We start from the raw sequence: 25,530 nt of genomic DNA, 5'->3' as shown, positions 1-25,530 counted from the left end.
TTGACTTCGTGTTACTCTAACCTGATATAGTAATTATACTTTAAATAATAGAGGGAGGAAATATCGATATGAAGACAAGAAAAATTGGAAATCTAGAGGTATCTCCTATTGGTATGGGATGCATGGGTTTTTCCCATGGGTATGGCAGTGTTCCGGATGAGAGCTATGCCATTGAAGCCATTCGGAAAGCTTATGGCTTAGGCTGTACGTTTTTCGACACAGCAGAAGTCTATGGAAAAGAAATGTTTTACCCAGGGCATAATGAACAATTGTTGGGCAAAGCTGTCGAACCTTTTAGAGACAAGGTTATTCTAGCAACAAAATTTCACTTGGGTGCAGAAGAAGCTGAAGGAGCAGCGGATTTGTATAATCCAATTCGCCGTCACCTGGACGCTTCATAAATACCCTAACGTAGTGCCGATTCCAGGATCCAAAAATCAAGATAGAATAATGGAAAACCTTGGAGCGTGGAATGTGCGTTTAACAGAAGAAGAATTTGAATCCATTGAAAATGCTCTTGAAGCGGTTACTATCTATGGACACAGAGGACATGTAGAATCAGAGCAGGCATCTTTCGGAAATAATTGGAAAGATAAAGAATAATATATATACTGTTATGAGGTGATAAACGAACTTCATTCAATAGGAAAAAAGCAAAAATTCCCGTTGAATGAAGTTTCGTTTTTATCAAGTCTTCTAATTTTTTAATGAGAACTTTCTTTAACTTCTCTATTATTTCCTTTTTAACTGTGTCATTATTGCAAAAAACAGCATATACACCAACACCATAACAGCGATTGCAAAATAGCTTAATTGCAATCCGAAAATATCGGAGGCTGCACCACTGCTTATCGGGCCTAGCATCATTCCTACAGAGTAAGCCGTATTGTAAATAGCAAAGGTAACCCCATATGCTTGAGTTTGGCTTTGCTCAGCAATATCAGCAAGTTCAGGAAGCGTCGGCGCAAGAACTGTTCCCATACTGATGCCAATCAACCCTAATGCCGCAACCTGCAGCCACATCGTTGTCGGCATAACAACAAGCGTCAGTGATACTGCAGTAATTGCTAATCCAATCGTAATTGTTTTAGGATGGCCAATCTTTGTTGAAACACTTCCGACAATTGGTGCTGCAAACGCATAAGCGAGGGAGGGAACCCCAAATAATAAACCGATGATTCCTGGAGATGCATCAAAAACATTTTGCAGATGCATTGGAAATGTCGACTCCAGCACGCTTGGAATGGCAGCTCCGATAACAACTGCTCCAACAACCAAAAGCAAGGTTTGGTTTTTCAATAACTGCCATGCTCCTGATGCGTCTTCTTCCTTTCGATGAGGTTCTTCCTTCAATAGAAATATACGCAGCAAACCATCAATAAGGGCAATCCCCGCAGCTGCAAAGAACGGAAGCATATATCCGCCCAGCTGATAGAGCCAGCCTCCGAATGTCGGACCTAGAAGGGTCCCCATTGCTTGACCCGACAGCGCGATTCCCATGACTTTCCCCCGTTCTTTAGATGGGTAGAAATCGGCTAGAAGCGCAAGCCCTGCTGTCCAGGTGGCTGCTGCTGCAATTCCTTGTAAAATGCGGCAAATAAGCAAGAGCCAAAACGTATTTGCAAATGCAAATAACAGGGTTGCAAGCGTAAGCCCTAAAATTCCCCAAAGCATCGGACCACGTCGTCCAACTTTATCGGAGATTACTCCAAAAACGGGAGTAGCGATTAATAGAGCTGCTGCATAACTGCCGAATAAAATACCGATCGCAGTTTGCGATATGCTTAAAGAATCAGCATAATCTGGCAGTATAGGAACAATCATTCCATACAGCAGCATATCGGTGAATATGGCCAGCGTGACGACAAATAAGGCGCTCTTTTGAGCTTTTTTTAAATTTCGTTTTTGATTCATTTTCTTTCCTACTTTCTGTAGATAGCTTTGTTGTTTTCATCAACTGCATATTCCCTTTTGCAATAGATAAATTTCCTCCCTTCTGCGTTTCATCCTCAAGAGCAAAAAGAAGAATCCGTTTTTACCGCCTCATTAACACTCCGCCTCCACCGATAACTGCAGTAAGACATTGCTGTTGTTATGTTACTGCCGCTACCCATTCTTAAATAATGAATATCGTCTCAATCAACTTTGTATAGTCAACGTTGACTATACAGGTATTTTTTTCTCTCTCCTGTAACAGAGAGAGAATTAGTTATTGCTTTGTTCTAAATAAGCCAATGCTTTCCGTACAAAATCCTGTTGCTGGCTGATAATAGCAAACATATTATCAAAAACCATCTGCACCATGGGAGGAATATTACCGTCCAATGCTGCCTCTTTTTCCTTCCAGCCATCCTGCACACTTTGATATTCTTCCTCCAAAAGAACTTGCTGCTCTTTCAAAGCTTGACGTGCTTCCTCTGCAGGCAGCTTATCAAAAAAAGAAATACCTGCATATAAAGAAGAAGGATATTGAACGGATGAGCTGGTTAACGCCTCACGAATCAAATCTTTAAGGTGTTCTTTTCCTTCTACGGTGATTCGATAGGTAAATTTTTGACGGTGACCAGTTTGTTCCACCTTATCAATCGCAATATACCCATCCTTTTCCAATTTTTTAAGCGCATGATAAATCGAGCCAATTAATACACCGCCCCATCTTTCTGCATCTGTCATCCGCAGTGCCTGTTGAATATCATAGCCGGCCATCGGTTTTGCGTCTAACATGCAGAGCACAAGCAATCTTGTCATTAATGTCACACCCTTTACTTAACGTTAAGTATTATATGATGAATATATTAGAATGTCAAATGCTTACGATACAAATGGATAAAATCGAATCTTTCTCTAGCATGTAAGATTACTCTCTTTTCTGCTTTCTATCCGCCTATTTTAAAGCTGAAAATATCCATCAACACCATTTATACTTAAATGCAACGTCTTCACCAGCTATTTTCACAAAATGAAAAGAACCTATACCTGCTAATGTGAACTAATTAACAGATACAGATTCTTTTTCACATTTGTTTTTATTCATTTTCAAGCGATTCCTGAAGCTTCCTTACTTCTTTAAGTTCCAAACCAGTTAATTCAGATATTTCTTTCTCTGAATAATTCCTATCTAGAAGTTTTTTAACAAACTTTCTTTCCGTATCTTCAATGCCTTTTTCGATGCCTTGTTCAATTCCTTGCTCTATACCCTGTTCTATACCCTGTTCTATACCTCGTTCCAACCCTTTTCTGGTTGCTTTTTCCTCGATTTCTCTGTACAGTCTTCCAAATGTCGGCGTGTCTCTTAACTTTTCCAAACCCATGATTTTTTTCTCCTCCTTTTCATTTTGTGCAATGGGCAACGTTTCATACAGTTGTTCCTGCAGTTCCGATGGAATCAGCATCATATAATCAATGAAATACAATAATGCGACGAGGTAATTTGTGTGGTGCGAATATTTTTCAAATGCCAGGCTGATAAGCTGTTGCTTGTAGCAAAACCTTTTTTCATGATCTTCAGCTTCTCTTCCTTTGTTATTGCTGATATATATTCCTGCAAGCACGGCTAAAGCAAATGGATTATCCGATTTTTTCAGTTCTTCCGTATCTTTCCCGTGAAATCGGTAGGTGTTATAGGCATAGGTTAATTCGGTACCATAAAAAGAGTAATAGAATGTATCTTGATGATCTTTCTGACTGGCATCCGTCAATAGAGCGATGGAATAAATCTGGTGAATTGTTTTCGTTTTGTCGTAAATCCGGTAAAAATATTTAAACATGCGTTCTGCAAATTCTTTTTTCCCGACCGCCTGCACTTCGATATGAATGAAGATATATTTTTCCTCTCCATTTTTCAACTGCACTTTAACAATTTTATCTGAATACTTGGTCCCTTTTTTGGATTTCATCACAAGCTGAAAAAGCTCCAGGTTTTTGAAGTCCACTCCCTGCTCAAAATCAATTTCCGGATACAAATCCGGTGCAAAAAAGGCCATAAATTCTTGAAAAAGTTCTTCAATCAAATTCTTCCAAAGCCCATCATAATCGGGATGATTTACGCGATAACTGTTTGTATTTTCTTTGACTGTGTTTAGCATTATTTTATCACATCTCCAAGTAATAATAAATTTGTTTTCATCATAGCGGTTTTGTATGTGGAAGGCAAAACGGTAAAATAGAATTTCTCCTGCAAAAACTGCCTGCGAAATGGGGATTTGTATGCAATGTTTTTCGTTTTTCAATCATCAAATGACATTCATTTTGGATTTTTAATGTTTTTTTGGACAACTGAAAATGGGGGCTGTCTTTTAGATCAAACGTGCTACGATGGAATAAGCAATGATATATTTTAATAAAGAGAAGGTTGTGCTTACCCCCTTTTCTATTGTAGGCAGCTCAACAGCATCAAATATTAGTATACATTTTTAAACCAGTGATGTTCTTGTGATGATATTGCTTATTGAAAAGACTGGAGGGAAAGAAAATGGAAGAAAATAAGTCCATTGCCAATCGAATCATGGTCATTGGCTGTCCTGGCGCAGGTAAATCGACATTATCCGCTCAAATTGCTCAAATAAGAAATATCCCCTTGGTACATTTAGACAGCATTCAATGGATCGACGATAATACCACCGCCCCTCAAGCAACTTTTGATGCTAAACTAAAAGAAGAAATTCAAAAAAAGGAATGGATTATGGACGGGAATTATGCCAGAACGTTAGCCTTGCGAATGGAATGTGCAGATATGGTTATTTGGTTAGATTTCCCCCGCAGCATCTGTTGCTATCGTATACTCAAGCGCTATGTAAAAAACAAAAGAAAGAAAAATCCGCATGGGAATCCAGATAGGCTGGATTTTTCTTTCCTGCGTTTTGTTTGGAATTATAAGAAAGAAAATGATTCTCAGATAAAGTCATTAAAGATTAAATACCAGGAGCAGCTTCATTTCATTCATATTCATTCTGGGCAAGAGCTCAAAGAATTCATGAAAAAAATTAAAAGCCTTCCTTAGCAGGAATATACGTATCGATATGAATATTTTTGAAACGAATCTTCATTCGGGGGCGGGGATTTTTATACAGTAATAAAGAGTGGCTCACTAAGACGTTAGCGAACGCCACTCTTTTAATTAAAGGGGATTGGTCTCAATCCCTATAGATGTAAACACGCCTGATTATTGTTTTACGTCATTTTGGTGCTCACGTGTTTTATAGATGATTTTACGAATACTATCCATCGACAGATTATAGATTTGCTCCAATTCCTCAAATGAATAGCCTTCTTCATATAATCGGTAAATCTCTTCATTTCTCTCAGCCAGGGCAAGACGTGATCCATTCGCTTCTCCCCATCCCGCCCGCCGGTTGGTTTGCTTTGGAATATAAACAAGCTCTCCTTGAATATATTTCTGAAGCTCCTTCAACAAATGAGGTGGAAGCACCTCTTTTCCATTTTTATATGACAAGCTGGAACATCCTTTCTATCAAGATGTATGGTCCGGACATGCATTAATTTTTTATTCATCATTAAAAACTCCTTTCATTTGATTTTATTTTACGTAAGCCTTTTCACTTTTAGTATACATTAGTTTAGGAAAGAAAAGGAGACCGCAACATAAATGCGGCCCCGTCTTTTATGATTCCGCTATGCGGAAATCACCTCATGTTTTGTGATCAATTTCAATCAGCCTCCTTTCCGATATTCTATCGGTCCGACACCCTTATTAACTCATATATTGCCCCTTCTGAACAAGGGGGAAAACGATTATAATTATTTTTTACCTCTTTCTCCGATTCGTCATTCTCTGATTTAAACACTCCGCCGCCCCACGTATATCCCATTTAAAGTTATTATCTGCTACACTATAAGTAAAGATAAATTTCTGATTAGCAGTGCTTTAAATTGGGTAAACATAATAAAATCATTCACAAAGACTGCATTATAATGAATAGAGGGAGCGATGGACACAAATGAATAAATGGATGAAGATAGTTGCTGCCTTGACGATGGCAACCTCAATGAACATGGTACTTACACTCACAGCATTTGCTGAAAATGAAATGAGCGATTTACATATTGAAGTAGAATTGCAGGAGGATGGTTCAGGAGTTGTGACAGAACATCGTCAAATGAATATGGATGAAGGTACCGAGCTTTTCATCAATATGGTCAACCTTGACGAGTCAGAGATACTGGATTTTTCAGTTGAAGGGTTTACAAAAGAGCCCGATTGGGACTCTGATGATTCACGGGAAGAAAAGGCAGGAAAATATGGAACAGTATCTACAGATGATGGAGTTGAATTAGTTTGGGGAATTGGGGAATACGGAGAAAATACGTATACAGTAACCTATACATTATCTGATCTTGTACGTAATTTAGAGGATGGTCAGGCTATGCTCTGGAACTTCGATACCTTCTCCGATATTCCTGCGCAAAATTTGACAGTTGAAATCTCTGGATTTCAACCATTTACACAGGAGAACGTTAATTTCTGGGGATTTGGTTTTGATGGAGATATACAGCTGGAAGGCGATCGTATTGTATGGGAGTCAAATGGTGAAGCCGATGGAGATGTAATTGTTTTAACACAATTTCCGGCTGATTTCTTCCAAGCTGAACGAACAGTAGACATGACCTTATCTGAGCAGCAAGAAGAAGCAATGGATGGGTCAACTTATAATTCAAGTGACAATTCTACGCTAATTGTTATCATCGTTAGCGCAGCCGTTGGTTTTTCTTTATTAATCGGTATTGGAACCTTCTTCTTTGTCCGTAAAACAAATCAAGTAAAAAAAGAAGCCGGCGCGATGAAGCCTATCCATAAACGGATAGCGGAAAATAAAGGAAAAACGTATGCAGCCGTGCCTTTCGATGGAGAAGACTATGCAGGTTTAAGCGCCCTTTTAACGCAGATGAACCTTGGATATTTTGAAGATATCTTCCAAGCTTATCTGCTGAAATGGTCTGTGAATGAGAACATATCGATGGAAGCAGAAGAAGAAAGCAAGGTGTTTGGAAAAAAATATCGAACGACCCTTACCATCAACGATATGGAAAATGAACGTAATAAACATCCGTTAACCTTTAGTGAGCTTACGAACCAAATAGAAGATGAATCCTATGAGGGAACGTATGAAATGGCGTTGTGGACCATGCTCTTGGATGCTGCAGACAGGAATGGCGTCGTCACAGATAATGCCATCCAGAAATGGGGTAAAGAGCATGCGAAGGAAGTCAGCACTGTTGCCGATTATCTCAAAGACTATTCCGAAGCCTATCTGGAGCAGCAAGGATTGTTCTCTTTTGAAGAAATAAAGGTGTTTGGATTTTTACAATCTATTACGGTATCAAGTAAAGAGGGAGAACAACTAGCGGATCGTTTAATTCAGTTTGATAATTATTTGAAGGAATCAGATATCAATCAATTTTCAAATGCTTCCAAGCCACTTTCCTTGAAAGATATGATGCTATGGAGTGCTTTACTAGGTAAAAGCGATAAAGTGTCTAAAAAACTAGAGGATTTAGTCCCTGAAGATAGATACGAAGAGGACCAGGTATACCTACAATTCTGGTATGGAACTTACTACACCCGTGCAAGCTGGACCACCGGGTTAGCCAGCGGCGGATTTCATTCCAGCACTTCAGCTGCTACTGCGGCAGGCGGCAGCGGTGGTGCCACCGGCGTCGGGGGCGGCGCTGGAGCAGGCGGAGGCGGAGGCGGCGGTGCCCGCTAACCACGTTCTCAAGCTCCTTTAAATTTGAAATATATGTTTCTATCACTATAAGAAAAAAAGCTCAATTTACTGTTTGAGCTTTTCTTCTTATAGCTCCTTCCCTTCTATTTTGCATTTTCTTTATCCTCCTCGTCTGAATTTTATAAAGTGAATTTATTAAGAAATTTCACAAGCCTTTCATTTACTTTATCAGATTCACGTCCAAGCCATATTAAGTGCCCCCACGTATCAAGTATACATAATTCAGAATCTCGTATTTGTTGATCCGCATAATAAGCATGCTCTAATGGAACAGAGCTGTCATATTCACTATGCATGATAAGCGTTGGACAGGAAATAGCCTGCAGGTTTTTAGAGGTAATTTCCTTTGTTTGAGATAAATCTATTAAAAATCCATAGCCCGATCGTTGGCGTTTGCTCATTCTTTGGATTTCATCGATATCTTTGTCCAACACGCTGTTTTTTATTTCTTTATATGAAAGATTACTAAAGGTAGGTATCATCTGCTTAAACATAAATTCCGGAAAAATATTACTCATATTGGAAACCAATTTCCATGTTACTTTTTCCATAGCAGGACGAAATAAAATCTGTGCTGCCTTATATATTTTATCTTCTGGTGTCAGCCATTCTTTAGTAACAGCGCTTTGTAAAGTTAATGTTTTAACTCTCTCAGGATAGCGAGTTGCAAAATAAAGACCGCTCGGACCGCCAGCTGAGATAGCAAGCAGATGTACTTTGTCAATTTTCAAGTAATCTAATAACTTTACATAATAATCACTGGCTTTGGATAAATTTTCTCCAATTTCTTTTGACGTCATTCCATATCCTGCTCTTGATGGTGTAATTAGCATGAACCCGCTCTTAACCAGCGGCTTATACCCAAATTCCTCATAGCAGTTAGAGTGCCCGCCATGCATTACGAGAATCGGTGTACCCTCCTTTCCAGTAATTGAATATTCGATTGTTTGACCATTTACAAAATAAGTACCGAGTACTCTTTCCATTAATCCCGCCACACCCTTTCACGTATTAGATAGACAAATTCATTCTTTACACAAATAAACTGTCCGTTAGATATATTTTAAAGCTGTTTTATTACAACCAATCATAACAGAAACAAATGAAACCAGGCAGAATTCTAATTGTTTTTTAAATAAAAATTCCATTCGAGGTGAAAATTATATTTGATACATGTAGATAGCAATAAGACAAACTAGCGACTTTTTTGATGGGACAAGTAATCGCTGTCCCACTCCCAGTCAGTTACACTACGATAAATTACCGCTATCACAAGAACACTCCCCATCCCCCAGTGAAATCATACTTTATCAAAACTTTATGTTAACTATATGCGCAGCTTATTTTGCTTTGCTATTCTTTAAATTACCGAAAAGGAGCTGAGTACATGGTACAAGAAAATAATGAGAAACCTATTTTAGAAATTAAAAATCTAAGCAAAAAAATTAGCGGGCAAACCGTAATCGATCATATTCATTTTTCGATTCAAAAAGGAGATATCTACGGATTTCTCGGGCCAAACGGTGCTGGTAAAACAACAACATTACGAATGATTACCCGTTTGATATTCCCTGATTCTGGCGACATATTTATCGACGGGCATTCCATAAAGAATGATTCTGTTTTAGCCCTTTCCAGAGTAGGAAGTATTATCGAAAACCCTGCTTTTTATCTTCATCTCACTGCTAAACAGAATTTAAACCTGAGTGCTAAATTAGCTGCCGTCAACGTGCCAAAAACAAGAATCAATGAAGTTTTATCCATTGTTGATTTAAAAGAAGCTATGGATAACAAGGTGAAAACATTTTCTTTAGGAATGAAGCAGCGTCTGGGAATTGCTAATGCCTTATTGTGCTATCCCAGCTTAATAATACTGGATGAGCCAACGAATGGCGTTGATCCAATGGGCCTTCGGGAAATGAAAACATTAATTAAGCATTTGGCAGAAAAAGAGAAGATTACATTTCTGATTTCCAGCCATATGCTGCGGGAAATGGAGGATTTATGTCATAAAGCAGCATTTATTCAAGGTGGGAAAATCGTCGAAGAAGGAGATATCTCCGAATTGTCAGGAGTCTATCAGGTCACTAATTTAGAAGATTTATTTTTTGCATGTATAAAGGAGAAGTTAACGTAATGAAGAATATATGGACACTGACCTCATTCGAGTTCAAACGTACGCTGACTTCCAAAATGCTGCTTGTCTATACCCTTATTTTTACGGCAATGTATGTTTTAACAGGCATCCTTTTTCATGTTTATGGTGCGGATTCTACCGTAGTTGCTGGGTATGGCCAATCATTCCCTGTGGAAATGCTTCAATCCAGTTTAACATTTACAGCTGTTTTTATAGCGATTTATGTAGGAGAAGTTCTCATACAGGAACGAAATAATGGTACCATCAAATTTGTTTTATTACGTTCTGTTTCCAGATTTCAATATTATCTTTCAAGAATTTTATCCATCCTTTTATTTTCGCTTCTTTTAACATCCATCATGCTTTTTATTGGTTATGTGGTTGGTATTTCTTTCTTTGGATGGGGAGATACGTTTGTTTTTTACTCCGTGGTTACAAGCGGATGGCACGGTGTAGGTGTTACGCTTTTAGCCGGATTAGCTTTTGGTTTTGCTTATTTCATTTTTGGATTAATCGCGTTATTGCTTTCACAGTTTATTCAGCGGATTTCTACGTTAGCAATGCTGATGGGAATATCTACACTCGTCGGACAATATATCATTATTTATGATCAAGTAAAACAATATGCGATTTATGAACACTTATTATTTTTCCACATTAATCTATTTGAAAAGTCCTTTTCCTATAGTGTCACTAGCTTTGGTGTACTTATCGCTTATCTATTGGTGATTGGAACAGCTGGATATTATCTATTTAAAAAGCAAGATCTGTATGTATAAGGGGGACGTATAGGATGCAACAATTAAAGCACGATGTATTTTATATCATCTATAATCGGAAATATCGGTTATTGATATTACTTACCATTTTATTGACAGCAGGATTAACTATTTACACTGCTGTTAATGTAAAGATAGAAGAAGATATTTTAATCCATTCATTTGAAAACTTTAGACAATTCTTTTGGTTACTCTGTGCTTATTTGATAGCCGATTTGCTTTCAACAGATTATCATTCGCAAACATTTAAAAATATTATTCCGAAATCATCCAACCGCAGCGATTACTATTTATCAAAAATAATGACTGCAACAATATTAGGCGTATTTATTTTATTGACACATGTTATAACAAGTTGGATAGTAATCGGTTCGGCTGCAGCAGGAATGGAATTAAATTACTTCAACATCTTCTATCTTTTCTTGGGAGCTTTTCTTTCTCTTTTCCTATTTTCAGCTCTATTGTCTTTTGTCATTACCCTTTCTGGAAAAGAAACAGTCACTATTGGCACGGGACTAGGACTTGTACTCCTGCAAATATTAGTAGAAGGTTTTGATCCAGCTATTTCAGCACATTTTCCAACGATGTATGTAGTCAGCTTAGACGATCTTATTTCAGAAAGCTTGTTAACGGCATTCATTTCGATTGGCAGCTATGTCATATTCACCCTTTTATTATTTATTGGTACAATAAAGATATTCCGTAAACAAGACCTTTTCATTTAGGAGGTACCGATGAATCAGAAAAAAATACTTATTGTTGAAGATGATACTGATTTAGCAAAAATGATAGAGAATTATTTATCCCGGGAAAATTATGATGCAGTAATTTGCAGACAAGGGGATAAGGCTCTAAGCACCATAAAACAATATCGACCGGATATGATTCTATTAGATTTAATGCTGCCTGAAATGGATGGACTGGAAATATTAAAGCAGATAAGAGCCTTCTCTGTATTACCAGTTATTATTATCAGTGCAAAGGAAGCAGAGGTAGACCGGGTGCTTGGTTTAAAAATCGGGGCAGATGATTACATTACGAAACCATTTTCGATTAAAGAACTTGTTGCACGGGTAGAGGCATTATTCAGGCGCTATGATTATACTGCATCCTCCCCTGTTTCAAGTAACATCATCGCATTTGATGATGTCATGATTGACCGGTCTTCGAGAAATGTAACAAAGGATGGAGCGATTGTTAATCTGACCATGAAAGAATTTGATTTGCTGGTATTCTTAGCACAGTCTCCCAATCAGGCTTTCCGTAAAGAACAGCTCTATGACAATGTTTGGGGAATACATGAATATGGAGATATCAACACCGTTACCATTCATGTACAAAAAATCAGAGAAAAGCTGGGGAACAGCAGATACATCACTACTTTACGCGGAATAGGCTACCGTTTCGACGGTGAAATACAATGAAGCAGCGTATTGTAAAAGAACTTATTTGGATGTGTATCGTTACAGCCTGTTTTCCGCTGCTGATTGCTTTTATGATGGTGCAGTCAAATATTATTTTCATTATTATCCTGATAACGACCCTGCCCTTTTTTCTATTCTCTGTTTGGATGATTGCCTATGTGAGAAAACGAATGATCGCTCCTCTCTCCATTTTGGCTGCGGAAGCTCAAAAAATATCTCAAGGCAATTTATCACATCGAATCTCCTACAAAAAAGACGATGAATTTGGACGCTTTATCACTGCTTTTGATCAGATGAGAAACACATTACATCTGCAAGAGCAGCAGCAGCAAACCTTTGAAAAGGAGCGTAAACATTTTATAGACAGTATTTCCCATGATTTAAAAACACCAATCGCTTCGATTTCTGCTTATATTGAAGCATTACAGGATAATATTGCGGAGAGCCCGGAGGAAGAACAGCGATATTTACAGGTCATTCAAAAAAAGATACATGTATTAAGTGACCTTTCCAATCAATTAAACTTAAGCTATGAAACGCCCGAAACTGTTCATTTGGAAACACAACCGATTAACTGCTATGAATGGGCCGTGGACTGGCTGGATAATATTCTTGTAGAATGCCAGACAATGGATAGACATGCCCAATTAGAAAATCATATTGACAGTAAGGATGATTCCAGTATCAGTATCGATGTTTATCAATTGGACCGGGCGCTGCAAAATATTCTAAATAATGCCTATCGACATATGAGAGATTTTCTATTGATTAAAATTAGTGTTGACGCTGCCTATTTTAAAATACACATAGTAAATGATGGAGCCCGTCTAAATAAAACGGATATCGATCGCATTTTTGAACGGTTTTATACGGAAGAAGGGCACAATGCTGAGGGGCATCTTGGGTTAGGTCTTTATATAACAGATACGCTGATTCAAGCAATGGATGGGGGGATAACGGCAGCGTTGGAAGGAGATCAAATCCATTTTGACATAGCATTTCCGATTGGAAGGGTTTAATTTGATTAATAATTATTCCTTTTGTGATATAGAGAAAAGCATTCAAAAGATTTTCTTCTGAATGCTTTTCCTTCTTTATTCCTTTTTATTTAATTCAAGAATAATTTATAACTATAAAACATGGATAACACCTGCTCGCCTGTTAAACAATCTAAATTTGTTATTTGAGCATGCTTCAAGGCCTTGTTAAACTGATTTTTTGTAAATAGCTTTTGATATTCTTTATTTACCCATTTATATACAAAATGTTGATACAAATCTTTGTCCCTGGATTGAATTTCAGATTCTTTTCTTGTAAGTTGAATAAAAACAGAATCAACTTTGGGTTTGGGATGAAAATAATCTCTAGGAATTCTTCTTAAAACCTTTATATCAACCTCAGGAAATATGAATAATCCTAAAGCCCTTCGATAATCTGTCAGCCGCTTCGCAAACCCTTCTTCCACAATCAGAAAGCAGAACTCGGCAGCACTTTCAAATACAATCTTTTTTATTATTTTTGTACTTATATTGTAAGGAATATTTCCGTAAATTTTATACGGCTGATTTCCTTTTGGAAACCTATAATTTAATATATTTGCATGGACAACCTGGACATTTTCAGAACGATTGATAGACTTTTGCGTCATAGATACAAATTTAGGATCTATTTCAACAGCAGTAATAAAATCACATATCTTCACAAGCTCTCTTGTGAAATGACCTCTCCCTGAACCAATTTCAATAACGGTATCCTGTTTATTAATATTTGTTCGAGATAATATCTCATGAATATGCTTTTTCGACGTAATAAAATTTTGACTGTCTTTTGGATTTATTCTGTTCATTATAACCCCTCTATCCCATTGGTTATAACAAACTTTATTTACTGTTCATTATAACCATTTTGTATTTTTCTTGGTTTATAATGAACGTTTTTAACAACAGCAATGCTGCAAATCCCCATGCCTGCCCTCCTCTATCAATTTTTTAGAAGAACAGACGCTTATCTACAACCGCAATAGATGTAATTCCCATGGCAATTACCTCCAAATATAATTTTACAGATTGATTATAACAAAAGCTGGCAACGAAAAATAGTCTATCTCTAACATTCAGCTGTCGGCAATATTATCCGTACCTCCAAACCGCCATACCTGCTCTGTTTAATCACTGTCTCTCCCCCATGGGAAGAAATAATCTGTTTCACAATCAAGAGCCCTAACCCATGCCTAAGCTCACCAGAACGATTGCTCTCAAGCATATAGTGCGGTGTATTGTTTAAATGTTGAATTTGTTCCTCTGTTGTACCCTTACCATTATCCTCAACCGAAATAATACATTTACTTTCTCTTATAGCAATAGACAGATAAATGGTACAGCCATCCTCATTATGGTTCATACTGTTTTGAATCAGATTGCTTATCGCTCATTTACATCCTCATCCAAATGAAGCATTCCTTCCTCTGCCAGTTTTACAGCAAGGAATCCTGTTAAGAACTTGCTGATAGAACAAGCATTAAATACCGAATCATCATCCACTTTTCTGTTTCCTCCACCTTCCAGCTGGCCTTTATTTTCCGTTCTGTTGATTTGACCGTTTTCAAGCACTGTTATATTCAAGCTAGGAACATGATAAAATTTCATCCGTTCTTCCAGGTCCATGTTTTTCAGCTCCAAATTATCTCCTCCTAACCTAGTAATTTTAATACCTTTATACTAGAGTTTACATTACATGAGTTGTATTTCGCATTTATTTCATCATTTTAAGGATACTTTTGGAATGTTTTATCATGCCTAGTAATCCAATCCCTTTTTTTGCGTCTTTCGTTAATTTCGCCCCAGCTATGTTTTTAATCTTTTCTTCCGCATTAGAATAATTACCAGCATTAAATATCGGTTGCGGTTCATATTCAATTGCTAATTGAATCGCTTTGGTTTCCTCTTCTCCAGCTATTTTCTCCGATAAATACAAAGCCATATCTATCCCTGCCGACACACCCGCAGCAGTAATATATTTTTCTTGCTCCACGATTCGTTCTCTAACAGGAACAGCTCCATACTCACTTAGTAGATTGATTGGCTTCCAACGAGAGGTTGCTTTTAACCCAGCGAGCAACCCAGCTGCAGCCAACAGCATGGATCCTGTACAAACAGACGTCGTCCAGCTTGTGGTTTTGTCTACTTCCTTTATCTATTTCAACACTCGATTATTTTTCATCTCTTTCATAAATCCAATTGTTGAACCTGGTATTACTAAAATATCCGCACTTTTCATTTCGCCGATACTATATTTCACATTAATATCAACAAAACCTGAATCTGCTTTTATTTCTCCCCTTTTTTCCGCAACAAAATATACTTCTGTATTGTCCATATTCCTTAAAACCTCATAAGGACCTATGGCATCAAGCATGGTTATGCCATCTTACACGTAAATGATTACTTTCATATTTCCCTCCATTTTTATTAAGACTCTATTCTGAAACATAATTCTTTAGGTTTCTGATTAATACATCAGCTATACATCTAATATTCAGACAGCAAATCTATATCGCAGCTAAAAAAGGATATACTTTTATAAAAAGCATATATCCTTTCATTTATGGTTAAATAACTATTAAAAAAGCAGATCTAATTGCAAATAATAAGATTGGAAACAACTATTTTTGACCATGACTCCAGCGTATCGAAATGTTGTTTCAGTTCGGTTTTTGTCATCCATAGCCCTGTAAGCTCCTCTTCCTCTGACTGAATATCTTTATGATTTAACACGATTTCATAAACAATCCCCAGATGGTCACTATCCACACCATCATTCGATTTGATAATACCTTTCATTTCCAGCTTTTTAACCATTTCTGCTTTTATTCCCGCTTCTTCTTCCAATTCGCGCCAAAGCCCATTCTCAATAGAAAGCTGAATATTTCCAGGCACTGCATCTTTTTCTCCAACGTGCCCTCCTAATAGCCCTTTTCTTCCAGCTAATCTGCTTTCTCCGACATTTGCTCCCCGCAAAATAAAGAAATATTCCCCGTTATACCGGACAATAACATAGGGAATTGGATGGCGTTGACTTGGATGGTACTCTAGTAAACTGCGTTCTGCAATTCTATAATCCATGAGAGGCAAATGCTTTGCTTTGCTGAATCCTAATGGAATTCTTTCTAAATCCGTTTCTTTGAAATATAAAATTTTTTCTTTTGTACTCGGTTTATTCTTTTGTAAAACGTCTGATTTTATCTTATTTAAACGTTCCCATTCCTTCGATTCAACAGGATATTGCGATCGTGCAATTAATATTTCTTCCATACTTTTTTCTCTTAGAGAACTTTCATCACTATCTTGAAATAAAGCATCCTCATTCTCTTTTATAAAAGCGTCCGTTGTTTCTTGTTTTATCATAATATCCCCTTTACCTTCATTACGCCCTACTCTCAGTACGCAAATTATTCCACCAGCTTATTCTGAAATGCATAAATCACAGCCTGAGTCCGATCTTGCACCTCTAACTTTCCTAAGATATTGCTGACATGAACCTTTACCGTTTTTAAAGCAATAAATAATTCATCGGCAATTTCCTGGTTTGCTTTTCCTTTTGTCATTAGCAATAGAATTTCCTTTTCCCGCTCTGTTAATTGCTCATGTAAAACTGTCTCCTGCTTTGTGCGCATACGGTTCATAATTTTCCCGGTGACTTCCGGCTCCAGAATAGACTGCCCTTCGTAGGTGGCACGAATCGCTTTGGCAATTTCACTGGCTTTCGATGTTTTCAACATATAGCTTGTAGCTCCCGCTTCCAATGCAGGATACACTTTCTCGTCATCTAAAAAGCTGGTAACGATTATAATCTTCGCCTCAGGCCAGGATTCAATTATTTTCTTCGTTGCTTCGATTCCGTCCATTTCCTTCATCACAAGGTCCATTAAGATAATATCCGGGCGGAGCTCTAATGCCAGTTCAATTGCGCGGGAGCCGTCATCTGCTTCTGCAACTACCTCAATATCCGGCTGTGAAGAAAGATATGCAGATACGCCGATTCGTACCATTTCATGATCATCGACAAATAAAACGTTAATCATTCGTTGTATCCTCCTTTCTTAAAATAGGCACCTTTACTTCCAAACGTGTACCTTCATTTGGGAGACTGATAATTTTTAATGTGCCGCCAACTTCATAAGCACGTTCATGCATGTTCTGCATTCCGTAAGAGCTTGTTTTGACAGCTTCTGTCTGAAATCCAACCCCGTCGTCCACAACACGCATAATAATGTTTTCATCACGTTCCAGTAATAAAACTTGCAGGTTTTCCGCTTTCGCATGACGCAATGTATTGGAGATAGATTCCTGAAAGATGCGGAACAGCTGATCTTCTACCCCTTTATCAACCTGGAATGCTTCTATTTTTGCATCGATTTCTAGAGGTACTTTTTGGGTTAATTCCTTTAAGAGCCCTTCTACCCCTTCCTGCAATGACTTGCCCTTTAATGCAACTGGACGCAGATGTAAAAGAAGCGCACGCATTTCCAGCTGCGATTGGTGAATCATATTTTCCACCATATTTAACTGTTTATTTAATGCCGGATCCTCCGGCGGTCCTGCCTCATTGATTGCCGACATCAGCATTGAAGCTGCAAAAAGCTGCTGACTCACGGAATCATGCAGTTCCCGGGCTAAGCGGTTTCTTTCCTGTTCCACTACTTCCTGCAGGCTTTGTTCCCGTTCAGTTGCTCTTTCCGTTGCAATCTTTTGTACATGTTCGGTTTGTATCCGCAGTTTTTCTTGGACTTGATTCATCCGTTCCGTAATAGACTCCAGCTCTTTAGGCACATCCTCTGTATCAGGATACCTTTCTCCCTTGATAATGCCCGTAAGCATTTTTTCAATTTTTTTCAAATTACCTTTCCAATAATAACCAATAATAGCCCCAACAATAGAACCAAATGTAATCACAAAAGCCAGCACAGTCAAAAGAAAGGAAACATCACCAATTTTCCCTTCCCATAGCGCGCTCCACCCCGCTGATTCATCTACGGTAAATGTAACAAAGGTTGTAACAATCGCGGCAATAGCCAAAACAAAGCTGCAGGCGATAGACAAGAGAACAAAACGGATAATTGTATTCATACGCGCTTCACCTCAATGTCCCCGGAAAATAAAGAGGTTACAATCTTCACTCTTTGATGTGCCGTATTATAATTTTTTGTTTCATAGTGAAGTGATTTGTTCATTAGCCGCCCGTGATACACTCCAAAAATAGATGCTCTACCAAAGATGGAACTATGATGAATACTGACTTCTACTTCATAAGGCACATAAATCTCAATATTCCCTGCGAGATGCCGGATGGAGATGACCGCTGTATCATAAGGAAGGACCGTATTACTTAAATCAATCACACGGTCTCCATATATCCCATGCATATTGACGTCCTTCCATTGATAAGCCGTTTCCTCCGTCCGAAAATCATCAAAAAATCGTTCATCAAATAAACGATCCACCTGCACAAGGGGTTCTTCCTCTGTCAAACTCGATTTATTAGGCAGCTCCGGCTTCTCCTTGCTGGGTTCTTTCGTTGATTTGATATAATTTAAAATAATAATGGCAATAGCAACGACAATTAAAAACCGTACCGCAAGTAAATTAAAAACATTTAGAACGAAGGATATTGCAGCAATTGCAAATACAATCTTCCACCCAAGGGAATGCAGCCTTTTCCAGCTGAAGTAAACAAAGAAACCGGAAATTAATGCCGATATCAGGGCTCCTCCATGGAAGAAGACAATTTCAAAAACAAGAAGAATGGCGACGGTAATCCATATCCAATTTAGGTTTCTTGTGGGAATCTGCTTGAACATCCTTCCATTCTCCTTTCCTTGATTTCATATGTAAAATATACAGGCGCAAGAACAGCCTGCACCTGTATAAGTATACCATGATTTTTCATTTTCCAGCTATCAATTCTAGTTTATTTCTTTTTCGTCCAGTCTCTTTTCAATCGCAGCAATTTTATTATCGAACGTGCTTTGATAGTAGGCACTGTTTACTCTGTACTCCAGGTTTTCGATATATTGCTCCATTTCTTCAAACTTGGAGAAAGGCTTTTCTGGTGACTCATCCACGACACGATTGATTTGGTGATTTGCTTTGGCTATATTTTCCCGGCCCATCAGCTCCATACGGCGCAGATGCATATCCTTCAGACGATGCTTCATTTCTTCGTATTTCTGCTCCAAATTTTCCAGCTGCGTGATTGCCTCTTCTCTGGACGCTTTCATGCGATCAGCACGATTTTGATATTCTTCATGCTCTTTTAAAGCAAATTCATGCATTTCCTCTTCCTGCGCACGTTCGGCAATTTGTGCTTGTTTTAAGCGCTTATCTGCAAGATCTTGTGCTTTCATATATTCACGAGCAAATTCTTCCTTCAATTTATACTGACGGTCAATCAGCTTTCTTACTTTTTCTTTTTCCTGTTCACTTTGGCGTAAATAATGGTTTAGTGCTGCAATCGGATTTTTTTGTTCCTTTTTGTCCATCATCGTGTGTAAATCTGCAGAAATAGATTCCTTCATTCGTGTAAAAATATTTGTTGACATCATCAATCTCTCCTTTGAATGTTATTCATTTTATTTATTTAACTCTGCCCACTGTTTTTCAAAATTTGTAAATGGGTCATCCTCTTCCTTTATTTCGTGGACAACAGAGCCTTCCGGTGTGTTCCAATTCTTATAGATAAGGTAAAGTGCATAAGCTGCGGCAACACCTAAAACTGCATAAATGTTAGAGAATGTGATGCTTACAACTATCAATCCCAGGATTACCCATCCTACTTTAGCAGCGGTGGAATCTGTGCTGATAAACTTTTTAAAGCATATATAGAACAGCCATACACTTAATGCAAGTAATACCATCGGGCCAAGATTTGCGAGCAGTATCAGTAATGCAACAAGCCCTCCAATAAACAACATGAATTTTTTCATTCCGTTTTCCTCCTCTTGTTATTGTATCTTTATCTTACCGGGGATTTTGTTTTCTCGTAATGAGCCTGAGCAATATCTTTGTCTAAGCCTTAAGGTCTATCTCCTTCTAAACCTCCTAAGCAGCACAGTTACAAGCCAACAAGCAACAGCTGCTAAAATGCAAAAATGGAATGATACCTCTTCTGACTGAGATACCATTCCATTTCTATTCTGCCTATTCTGTTTTAAATGTAAGTCCTTTGTTCTCCAGCGCCTTTGTCAGAGCCGGCATCGATGCTGGACCAATGCCATGCAGGGCTAGTATTTCTTTCTTGGTATGAGCTGCCAGCTGTTCTTCTGTTGAGATACCTTCATGGATAAGTGCTTTTCCTGCCGGAGCAGAAAGCGTTGCTAGAAAGCCGCTCTTTGGTTTATTTTCTTTGTCACAAGTCGGACAGCTTTCACAATCTGAACTTTTAAAGAAAACATGTCCATTCTTACATACTTTTCTTTGTTTTTGACTAGTCATCTGATTTCCTCATTTCTTATTTTACATTTTAAAGAATAACATTCTAACCCATTAGTTTACATAATATAATTATGGTTATCTAAAGGCGCTTCTCCATGATTATTTCTCCCTCCGGATCATACGCTCCTGTCCGGGCGAATCCGTGCTTTTTATATAATCGTTCTGCTTGGCTATTTCCCGGCACAAAGCTTAAACGTATGATTTCCACATCATAATGCTCATGGATGTACGCTTCAATTAATGGGATGAACTGATTGGCATAGCCCTGTCCCTGATAGCGGTAATCAATCATAAACCTGTCAAACCAGATACTTCTTTTTTCGTCAGAATAAAATCCGACCATAGCATAGCCGGCGGGTTTCTCACCAGCATAGAGCCCAAGCGATGTGGTCAATTGTTCAATAAAACTCTCTGCTAAACAAAAGGACACAGGCTCGATGAATGCTTTTTGATTTTCAGCTGCTTCTAACCCAGCAATTTCTCGCCAATTTTCCTTATTTACTTTTTTGATATAAAGAGACATCCATATGCACCGCTTTTCATTATTTATTCTTATTATAAGATAGTTCCAGTATATATGAAATCCCCCTGACACGATGTATAATTCCATCATCAGGGGGATAGTATCATTATTGTTATTCAGCTAACGCTTCTCTTACCTCCTCACGAAAATCTTCCTCCGTTACTAATTTATCCGTCAATGCCTGCACCTGCATTGCTGCAACCTCCAGTTCTGACAGATTGAGATCATTTGTAAATAAAATCATCTCAAACCGGTTTCCGTCCTCATCTTCTGCGTAAACGGTCTGATTCAAAACAAAAGCAGTGCTTCCGCCTTTTTGCGCTGTACGTATAATGGAGTCATTCTTTAATTCTAAGCTGAAAATAGCATCCAATTCCTCATAAAAAGCTTCCGAATAATGTTCTTTATTATTTAACATCTTCATGATTTGATGATAATCTTCCGCAGTAGCATGCGTCAGCCGGTCGGACCAAACCTTTTGTATCGACATATCATTAAGCGGGGCAGCGGCTTCCTCTTTTTCCGCTTCGTCTAATGGATTCTCCTGCCATTCTTCAAAAAGGTCAACCGCTATTTGCCGGTAGGCATCATCATCCAAATCACGTAATGCTTCCTCTAATTGACCTTCTTCAATCCCCTTATCCTCTATTACTTTTTTGGAAATGATAATACTTGCTGTTAACGGATAGATAGGCTCGTGATTGTTCAAATTGAGTTCTTCTATCCGATTGTTTACTTCTTCTAACCCTAATCTTTCAATTAAATAATCGGTATTGGCATTGGAACTGAAATCCATCATACCTCGTGCAATTTGTTCCAGGGAAACGTCGCCTTCCTCGTCTTCCAATGTACTTTTCCAGGCATCATGTGCTCCGCCATCTGTATTCGGAAAATAGTATTTATCTACTTCCTCCATCGCTTCCATTTCAGCAGGATCGATATCCCCTTCTTCCGCCTGGCTGGCAAATTCAATCGCAATGATTATTTTAACAACACTGGCAAGCGGCATAGCTAAATCTGTATTGATCTCTGCTAAGGCCTCATCATTCCAGGTGGCTAGAAAAGCAACCCGGTCCGAGTCTTGGTTTTCCTCGATAAATTCCATCAAAAGTCCAGTTGCGGGATCCAGATTTTCTTTGTTTTTTTCCAAAGCTTCCTCTTGTTCCATATCAGTTGAACCGGCTTCCCGCTCTTCTTCCTTATCATTGGAACAAGCTCCGAGGAAAACCAGAAGACCTACAAACAATAAAGGATAAAATTTCTTCATGAAATCCCGCCCTTTCCGATTAATTTCCAGCCACATCCCGTTTTTTAAAGGTGAGCCATCCTGCTGCCATAAATACGATATAATAAACAAGAAGAACAGCAATGGAAAAACCAAGTGATGTTCCTTCAATTATCGGTGTTCCTTCAAAGATTTCTTGAAGGTTTAGATGTGCGGTCAACAGATATTTCGCAATTTCGTATTGGCTTACCATCATCGTAATGATCGGCGCAGCAATATAAATAACAATACTTGCCGCAATAGCCATGGCACTTCCTTTGAATAAAATTGCAATCATAAAGGATAAGGTTGCCACTATAATTAACGGTACAAGCTGAAAGAGGATATCCTTACCAATGGAAGCAATGATAGAGACTTCCGTATAGCCGGAACCCATATTATCTACAATGGTTGGATTCCAAGCATCCACACCGAAAAAAATAAGTCCAATAAGTAATGATAAAACGATTGTGTAGAGGATTAACACAACTGCAAAAAGTAACACCGTAATATATTTTGACGCTAACACAGTCCCTCTTCCCGCTGGTCGGATAAGTAATAATTTAATCGTGCCCCATTTATACTCATTTGAAATAATTTTAGCGGCAACAACAATAATAAAAATCGTGATAAAACTGATATAGGAGATATTTTCCGCCACGAAAGCCCACATATCATAAGCCGGAACCTCTAACCCCATCGACTGATATGCCTGCATGAGTTCCCCTTGGAAGGTTTGATTTATCATCATGCTTTGATCCACTACAAAGTTTGTAATAAGTGCACTGCCAATAAGGAGAATCGCCAGGATAATATACATTGCCCAGGTAGATTTATAATGATGCAGTTTGATAAATTCATTTTTTATAAGCTGGCTTAAATTACTCAATGACATTCTCTCCAATCAAATCGAAAAATTTATCTTCTAACGTGCCTTTGGCAGCTTGAACCTCATATACATTGATATCATGGATTAATAATTCTTTAAGAATCACTGGGATTTGTTCCCGTTTGACCGCCGTTTTTAAGGTAGTTTCATCCACTGCCTCTACAAATAAAGCATCCTCCTCCAAACGATCTAAATGCGCTTTTGCAGTCTGCGCATTACTTACAGAAATGGCGTACTCTGAAATATCACTGTCCTCTGCCTTTCGGTTCTTCTCTACATCCTCTACAGCGATTAAAGCACCATTTTTTATAACACCGATACGATCACACATCAGTTCAATCTCAGACAATAAATGACTGGATACAATCACACTGACTTTTTCTGTCTCTGCCAAAGTACGAATATATTGGCGGATTTCCTTCATTCCAGAGGGGTCCAGTCCATTTGTAGGCTCATCTAAAATGAGAATCGATGGTTTATGTAACAAGGCCTGGGCAATCCCCAGCCGCTGCCGCATTCCGAGAGAATACCCGCCAACCCGGTCATTGACCACTTTTTCAAGTCCAACTAATCGAACAACTTCTTCTATCCGCTCTTTTGTCGTACCTGGAATCATCCGGGCGAACTGTTCTAAATTCTTTCTTCCTGTTAAAAAGGGATACATCTCCGGATTTTCCACGATCGCGCCAACCTCTCTGATGGCTTCACTATAATCCGTTTGGATGCTTTTACCGACAATGTGGATATCCCCTTCTGTCAATTTCATCAAACCGACCATCATCCGGATTGTTGTCGTTTTACCGGCTCCATTCGGCCCGACAAAGCCAAACACCTCCCCTTGTTTTATTTGAAAGCTGACATCTTTAATAATTTCTTTATTCTTGATGCGCTTACTCACATTTTTTAATTCCATTGCAATTTCTGTCAATTCTAGTCCTCCTCTTCCAATCTTTCTTCTTAATCAGGTTATACGAAAGAATGGAATAAAAGTTTCAAATTCACCAATATTTTTAAATACTTCGTTTATTAAGGACAATCGTTCGAAAAAATCTTATGGAATGAAGTTTTATTTTATGAATCTACATTTTCCACGTGAAAATGTGTTAGCTCCTATTAAGTTTGTCTAATCTCTTTTTTCTTCCTTGCGTATATTGAATGAGAAAGGAGGGATAAGCTATGTGCGGTCATCACTCATCCAGAAAAAAATGCGAAGATCCTTGTCGCAACACAAGTCGTCGAGGGGGCGACTATCGTCAAAAAGATCATAAATCCAATCATTGTGACAACAGACATCAAAATCATCACAGATGTGGAAGCAGGCATGAAAATTATTGTCACTGCCGGAAACATCAAGGAAACGAGCAGCATCACAGATGCGGAAACAAGCATGAAAATGGTTGTTGTAACCGGGACGGTCACAGAAACGATCATCACCGATGTCGTGAATCGAATCATTGCGATAATAACAGGAATAAAAGGAAGTTCTGTTTTTGCTGTAACCATTTCTACTAATTAGAGCTTGCGGACAGATAACCCTCACTTTTTAAAAACAGCCCAAGCTATCAGAGGTAGAAATCTGATAGCTTGGGCTGTTCGTTAGAAAATGGTTCTTTTTTATTTTGGAAAACGCAGCTTATCCCTAATACTTTACTTATCTTTCTTTTTTCATGCTGTCAGGGAGCTTGGACAGCTGCTTACGGAATAAATCAATGAAATTTTTTGTTTTCCAGTACAATCACTTTGGCAGTCATGGAATGGCTCATTTTTTTGGTTTCCTCTACTAATCGGTCAATTTTTTCACAACATTGCTTCGCGCCGGCAACCAGTAAAGGTTCGCCTAAGAAATTAATATTTAACCCTCTTGCTAAGAAGCCACCAACAGACATTACAAATGGTACAGTAGGAGAGGTATTAGAAATAATAACCTTTTCACTTAGCTGATTTCTTTCTTGTAACAAAGCAGCAAACTCTTGTATTGCCGGCACAACATATTTACTATTTCTTCTTCCAATAGTGTATACCGGATTATTGTCTTCATCGATACCATGAAAAATAAGCTTACCGAGGTCATGCTTCGTTAATTTATTAAAATACCTGACGCTTTGTATCTCATCCTTGGTCAGCTTTCGATTTGAAGGTAGTTTTTTTAAATGATAGGCTGCTGCAAGTGAAGTGGTGTGCGTGCCTCCATAATCATTGTATATATAAATCAAATTACTTCTCTCCTTTCCGAAATACCACGTAATCAATTGAAATCTTCATGCTTGCTTTTCTAATTTT

The 25,530-nt window shown here is 38.2% G+C and carries 32 protein-coding genes and 1 pseudogene; 11 read left to right on the top strand and 22 right to left on the bottom strand.

All coding sequences use genetic code 11. The annotated features are described in order from the left end of the window. Positions 1-68 precede the first annotated feature (68 nt). The 3 genes and pseudogenes from MKY45_RS11415 (at position 69) to MKY45_RS11410 (ending at position 603) form a co-directional block, all read left to right on the top strand. The gene (locus MKY45_RS11415; RefSeq protein ID WP_226894672.1) at positions 69-401 is read left to right on the top strand and encodes an aldo/keto reductase; all 333 of its coding nucleotides are present in this window, start codon (positions 69-71) and stop codon (positions 399-401) included. Beyond that, positions 346-459 (top strand): annotated as a pseudogene (locus MKY45_RS23310) (aldo/keto reductase); the annotation flags it as partial. The gene MKY45_RS11415 and the pseudogene MKY45_RS23310, both read left to right, overlap by 56 nt. 15 nt (positions 460-474) lie before the next feature. After that, entirely contained in the window at positions 475-603 is a 129-nt protein-coding gene (locus MKY45_RS11410; RefSeq protein ID WP_264299281.1) for a hypothetical protein, read from the top strand. 129 nt (positions 604-732) lie between these two features. On the opposite strand, the gene MKY45_RS11405 is transcribed toward MKY45_RS11410, so the two are convergent. From MKY45_RS11405 to MKY45_RS11395, 3 genes are all read right to left on the bottom strand, one after another. After that, positions 733-1,914 carry an MFS transporter gene (locus MKY45_RS11405; protein WP_341172935.1) on the bottom strand — a complete coding sequence of 394 codons (1,182 nt, stop codon included), beginning with the start codon at positions 1,912-1,914 and terminating at the stop codon, positions 733-735. Positions 1,915-2,205: 291 nt separating this feature from the next. Next, positions 2,206-2,748 (bottom strand): PadR family transcriptional regulator, encoded by a 543-nt coding sequence (locus MKY45_RS11400; protein WP_042533884.1) that lies wholly within the window; start codon positions 2,746-2,748, stop codon positions 2,206-2,208. A gap of 278 nt (positions 2,749-3,026) precedes the next feature. Further along, positions 3,027-4,085, bottom strand: coding sequence for an Rpn family recombination-promoting nuclease/putative transposase (locus MKY45_RS11395; protein ID WP_042533882.1), 1,059 nt, complete (start codon positions 4,083-4,085; stop codon positions 3,027-3,029). Positions 4,086-4,471: 386 nt separating this feature from the next. On the opposite strand from MKY45_RS11395, the gene MKY45_RS11390 reads away from it, so the two are divergent. Continuing rightward, on the top strand, positions 4,472-4,999 hold the full coding sequence (locus MKY45_RS11390) for a topology modulation protein (protein ID WP_193062084.1): 528 nt from the start codon (positions 4,472-4,474) through the stop codon (positions 4,997-4,999). A gap of 162 nt (positions 5,000-5,161) precedes the next feature. On the opposite strand, the gene MKY45_RS11385 is transcribed toward MKY45_RS11390, so the two are convergent. After that, entirely contained in the window at positions 5,162-5,452 is a 291-nt protein-coding gene (locus MKY45_RS11385; RefSeq protein WP_193062083.1) for a CD3324 family protein, read from the bottom strand. Between the two features lie 505 nt (positions 5,453-5,957). On the opposite strand from MKY45_RS11385, the gene MKY45_RS11380 reads away from it, so the two are divergent. Further along, positions 5,958-7,724, top strand: a complete 1,767-nt coding sequence (locus MKY45_RS11380) for a DUF2207 domain-containing protein (protein ID WP_341172934.1) — start codon at positions 5,958-5,960, stop codon at positions 7,722-7,724. A gap of 140 nt (positions 7,725-7,864) precedes the next feature. Here MKY45_RS11380 and MKY45_RS11375 read toward each other — a convergent pair whose 3' ends face one another. After that, on the bottom strand, positions 7,865-8,731 hold the full coding sequence (locus tag MKY45_RS11375; RefSeq protein WP_193062081.1) for an alpha/beta fold hydrolase: 867 nt from the start codon (positions 8,729-8,731) through the stop codon (positions 7,865-7,867). A 401-nt stretch (positions 8,732-9,132) separates the two neighbouring features. On the opposite strand from MKY45_RS11375, the gene MKY45_RS11370 reads away from it, so the two are divergent. The 5 genes from MKY45_RS11370 to MKY45_RS11350 are packed head-to-tail and all read left to right on the top strand — an operon-like array spanning position 9,133 to position 13,104. Then, a complete protein-coding gene (locus tag MKY45_RS11370) occupies positions 9,133-9,882 on the top strand; it encodes an ABC transporter ATP-binding protein (RefSeq protein WP_042533873.1) in 750 nt (249 codons plus the stop codon). Then, positions 9,882-10,661, top strand: a complete 780-nt coding sequence (locus tag MKY45_RS11365) for an ABC transporter permease subunit (protein ID WP_042533871.1) — start codon at positions 9,882-9,884, stop codon at positions 10,659-10,661. Before MKY45_RS11370 ends, MKY45_RS11365 begins: the two co-directional genes overlap by 1 nt. 14 nt (positions 10,662-10,675) lie before the next feature. Next, the gene (locus tag MKY45_RS11360) at positions 10,676-11,386 is read left to right on the top strand and encodes a hypothetical protein (RefSeq protein ID WP_042533870.1); all 711 of its coding nucleotides are present in this window, start codon (positions 10,676-10,678) and stop codon (positions 11,384-11,386) included. A 9-nt stretch (positions 11,387-11,395) separates the two neighbouring features. After that, positions 11,396-12,085 carry a response regulator transcription factor gene (locus MKY45_RS11355; RefSeq protein ID WP_042533868.1) on the top strand — a complete coding sequence of 230 codons (690 nt, stop codon included), beginning with the start codon at positions 11,396-11,398 and terminating at the stop codon, positions 12,083-12,085. Then, a complete protein-coding gene (locus tag MKY45_RS11350) occupies positions 12,082-13,104 on the top strand; it encodes a HAMP domain-containing sensor histidine kinase (RefSeq protein ID WP_256706231.1) in 1,023 nt (340 codons plus the stop codon). Before MKY45_RS11355 ends, MKY45_RS11350 begins: the two co-directional genes overlap by 4 nt. A gap of 89 nt (positions 13,105-13,193) precedes the next feature. Here MKY45_RS11350 and erm read toward each other — a convergent pair whose 3' ends face one another. From erm to MKY45_RS11270, 16 genes are all read right to left on the bottom strand, one after another. Next, positions 13,194-13,931: a 23S ribosomal RNA methyltransferase Erm gene (gene erm / locus MKY45_RS11345; protein WP_193062079.1), complete on the bottom strand. Its 738-nt coding sequence runs from the start codon at positions 13,929-13,931 to the stop codon at positions 13,194-13,196. Positions 13,932-14,191: 260 nt separating this feature from the next. Then, positions 14,192-14,485, bottom strand: a complete 294-nt coding sequence (locus MKY45_RS11340; protein ID WP_042533863.1) for a sensor histidine kinase — start codon at positions 14,483-14,485, stop codon at positions 14,192-14,194. A gap of 20 nt (positions 14,486-14,505) precedes the next feature. Then, entirely contained in the window at positions 14,506-14,763 is a 258-nt protein-coding gene (locus tag MKY45_RS11335; protein ID WP_212929561.1) for a serine hydrolase, read from the bottom strand. Positions 14,764-14,836: 73 nt separating this feature from the next. Continuing rightward, positions 14,837-15,277, bottom strand: coding sequence for a DJ-1/PfpI family protein (locus MKY45_RS11330; protein ID WP_212929565.1), 441 nt, complete (start codon positions 15,275-15,277; stop codon positions 14,837-14,839). Continuing rightward, the gene (locus MKY45_RS11325) at positions 15,278-15,460 is read right to left on the bottom strand and encodes a hypothetical protein (RefSeq protein WP_341172933.1); all 183 of its coding nucleotides are present in this window, start codon (positions 15,458-15,460) and stop codon (positions 15,278-15,280) included. 257 nt (positions 15,461-15,717) lie between these two features. After that, on the bottom strand, positions 15,718-16,488 hold the full coding sequence (locus MKY45_RS11320; RefSeq protein ID WP_052485056.1) for an NUDIX domain-containing protein: 771 nt from the start codon (positions 16,486-16,488) through the stop codon (positions 15,718-15,720). A gap of 44 nt (positions 16,489-16,532) precedes the next feature. Then, complete coding sequence (locus tag MKY45_RS11315; protein ID WP_042533859.1) at positions 16,533-17,165, bottom strand: response regulator transcription factor; 633 nt, start codon at positions 17,163-17,165, stop codon at positions 16,533-16,535. Then, a complete protein-coding gene (locus MKY45_RS11310; RefSeq protein WP_193062078.1) occupies positions 17,158-18,210 on the bottom strand; it encodes a sensor histidine kinase in 1,053 nt (350 codons plus the stop codon). Before MKY45_RS11310 ends, MKY45_RS11315 begins: the two co-directional genes overlap by 8 nt. After that, positions 18,207-18,941: a cell wall-active antibiotics response protein LiaF gene (gene liaF / locus MKY45_RS11305; RefSeq protein WP_042533856.1), complete on the bottom strand. Its 735-nt coding sequence runs from the start codon at positions 18,939-18,941 to the stop codon at positions 18,207-18,209. Before liaF ends, MKY45_RS11310 begins: the two co-directional genes overlap by 4 nt. A 105-nt stretch (positions 18,942-19,046) precedes the next feature. Continuing rightward, positions 19,047-19,682: a PspA/IM30 family protein gene (locus MKY45_RS11300; RefSeq protein WP_042533854.1), complete on the bottom strand. Its 636-nt coding sequence runs from the start codon at positions 19,680-19,682 to the stop codon at positions 19,047-19,049. Positions 19,683-19,712: 30 nt separating this feature from the next. Then, positions 19,713-20,066 (bottom strand): lmo0954 family membrane protein, encoded by a 354-nt coding sequence (locus MKY45_RS11295; RefSeq protein ID WP_212929559.1) that lies wholly within the window; start codon positions 20,064-20,066, stop codon positions 19,713-19,715. Positions 20,067-20,280: 214 nt separating this feature from the next. Then, positions 20,281-20,574: an RNA polymerase alpha subunit C-terminal domain-containing protein gene (locus MKY45_RS11290; RefSeq protein WP_042533850.1), complete on the bottom strand. Its 294-nt coding sequence runs from the start codon at positions 20,572-20,574 to the stop codon at positions 20,281-20,283. Positions 20,575-20,653: 79 nt separating this feature from the next. Further along, positions 20,654-21,097: a GNAT family N-acetyltransferase gene (locus MKY45_RS11285; protein ID WP_212929558.1), complete on the bottom strand. Its 444-nt coding sequence runs from the start codon at positions 21,095-21,097 to the stop codon at positions 20,654-20,656. A 112-nt stretch (positions 21,098-21,209) separates the two neighbouring features. After that, positions 21,210-22,364 carry a serine hydrolase gene (locus MKY45_RS11280; RefSeq protein ID WP_341172932.1) on the bottom strand — a complete coding sequence of 385 codons (1,155 nt, stop codon included), beginning with the start codon at positions 22,362-22,364 and terminating at the stop codon, positions 21,210-21,212. A gap of 19 nt (positions 22,365-22,383) precedes the next feature. After that, positions 22,384-23,250: an ABC transporter permease subunit gene (locus MKY45_RS11275; protein WP_042533845.1), complete on the bottom strand. Its 867-nt coding sequence runs from the start codon at positions 23,248-23,250 to the stop codon at positions 22,384-22,386. Then, positions 23,243-24,178: an ABC transporter ATP-binding protein gene (locus MKY45_RS11270; protein ID WP_341172931.1), complete on the bottom strand. Its 936-nt coding sequence runs from the start codon at positions 24,176-24,178 to the stop codon at positions 23,243-23,245. The genes MKY45_RS11275 and MKY45_RS11270 overlap by 8 nt, the downstream gene beginning before the upstream one ends. 393 nt (positions 24,179-24,571) lie before the next feature. On the opposite strand from MKY45_RS11270, the gene MKY45_RS11265 reads away from it, so the two are divergent. Next, positions 24,572-24,766 (top strand): hypothetical protein, encoded by a 195-nt coding sequence (locus MKY45_RS11265; protein WP_341172930.1) that lies wholly within the window; start codon positions 24,572-24,574, stop codon positions 24,764-24,766. Between the two features lie 190 nt (positions 24,767-24,956). On the opposite strand, the gene MKY45_RS11260 is transcribed toward MKY45_RS11265, so the two are convergent. Then, positions 24,957-25,463, bottom strand: coding sequence for a DUF3189 family protein (locus MKY45_RS11260; protein ID WP_042533839.1), 507 nt, complete (start codon positions 25,461-25,463; stop codon positions 24,957-24,959). Between the last annotated feature and the right edge of the window lie 67 nt (positions 25,464-25,530).

It is taken from the genome of Oceanobacillus sp. FSL K6-0251 (assembly GCF_038004725.1).
Lineage (GTDB): Bacteria > Bacillota > Bacilli > Bacillales > Amphibacillaceae > Oceanobacillus > Oceanobacillus oncorhynchi.
Note: the sequence above shows the minus strand (reverse complement) of the source record. Positions and strands in the feature narration are given on the sequence as shown.